Genomic DNA, 1,669 nt, shown 5'->3' with positions numbered 1-1,669 from the left:
CACGCGCCCGACACCACCCGGGACCCGTCCCGGACACCGCTCGGTCGCCGGCCCGCCACACGCCGAACGCCGCTCCCGAGCGGATCGGGCAGGATGACTCGGTGATCGAAACCGAACGACTGCTGCTGCGCCGCTGGCACGACGACGACCTGGACGACCTGGCGGCGATGAACGCCGATCCCGAGGTGATGCGCTACGTGGGCGATGGCCGCCCGCACACCCGCGAGCAGAGCGCGACCTCACTCTCCCGCTACGAACAGGACTGGGAGGCACGGGGTTTCGGTCTGTTCGCGGTCGAACTGCGGGCCGACGGCGCGTTCGCCGGCTGGGTGGGACTGGCTGTCCCCGCTTTTCTCCCCGAGGTGATGCCGGCCGTCGAGATCGGCTGGCGCCTGGCCCGCCCGCACTGGGGCGCCGGGATCGCCACCGAGGCCGCGCACGAAGTCCTGCGGTTCGCCTTCGAGTACGCCCGGCTGCCCCGCCTGGTGAGCATCTGCCACGTGGACAACACGGCCTCCGCGAAGGTGATGGCCAAACTCGGCATGACCGAGGAACGCCGCACCGTGGTCCCCTCCCACGGTAAACCCGTCCTGGTGAGCGAACTCCCCCGAGGCCGCTACCTGCGCGAACGCCCCTGAACGCGCGACGCCCACCGCCGCCGACGCGCGATCCGTCGCGTCGTCGGGGGTGCCGGTGCTGTACTGGGCGCCCCGGTTCGGTGGGTGAACGGTGAGGAGAGTGGCGTGGGAATCGGCTCTGGTGGGCGGCGGTTGCGGTGGGCGGTGCCGGTGGCCGGGGCTGCGGCCGGCGGGGTGTGGTTGTGGCGCAATCAGGGCGACCTGATGATGCGGCGGCCGGTGAACGAGTGGACGTTCACGCACATGCGGTCCTTGATGCCGACCACGCGAGTCCCGCGCGGCCGTGCGGTGCTCGCCTTGCCGGAGCGGGCCCGGGAGTTGGCCGCGACCTACACGTTCGAGGGCGTCGAGCGGCCGTTCGCCGACGTTCACGCGCGGACGTTCACCACGTCGTTCCTGGTGCTGCATCGCGGCCGGATCGTGCACGAGAGCTATCCGGGACGGTTCGCCGGCCCGGGCGTGCGGTTTCAGGCGTTCTCGTTGACGAAGTCGGTGACCTCGATCCTGATCGGAATCGCGCTCGCCGAGGGGGCGATCAAGAGCGTCGACGACGCCGTGACCACGTACTGCCCCGAGTTGGCCGACAGCGCGTTCGACGGGCCCACGATCGCGCACCTGCTCGACATGTCGAGCGGCGCCGGCGCGGTCGAGGACTGGACCATCCCGGACAGCGCGATCAACCGGTTCGAGCGGGCGGTCACCGGCGGCGGTTCGGTACTCGACGTCGTACGGTCGCTGCCGCGCATGAGCGCGCCCGGCAGCGCGTTCAACTACTCGACGATCGACGCGCAGGTGCTCGGCCGGGTACTGGAGGCCGCCACCGGGACGTCGATGGCGGACTACGCGCACACCAGGCTGTGGAACCGGATCGGCGCCGAGCACGACGCGTACTACTTCCTCACCCGGGCCCGCCCGCGCACCGCCCTCGGCGGCGGCTCACTCAACGCCACCACGCGTGACCTGGCCCGGATCGGCCTGTTGATGGCGCGTGGCGGCGAACTCGCCGGCGAGTGCGTCGTGCCCGCCGCATG

Annotated in this window: 2 protein-coding genes; both read left to right on the top strand. The window is 71.5% G+C overall.

What is annotated here, in order from left to right:
* Positions 1-638 (top strand): GNAT family N-acetyltransferase (locus GT354_RS14185; RefSeq protein ID WP_346012026.1); only part of this gene is annotated, 638 nt, incomplete at its 5' end.
* A 105-nt stretch (positions 639-743) separates the two neighbouring features.
* Positions 744-1,669: serine hydrolase domain-containing protein (locus GT354_RS14180; RefSeq protein ID WP_346012025.1), on the top strand; the 926-nt coding region annotated here is incomplete at its 3' end.

The sequence above is a fragment of the Streptomyces sp. SID3343 genome (assembly GCF_009865215.1).
GTDB lineage: Bacteria > Actinomycetota > Actinomycetes > Streptomycetales > Streptomycetaceae > Embleya.
Note: the sequence above shows the minus strand (reverse complement) of the source record. Positions and strands in the feature narration are given on the sequence as shown.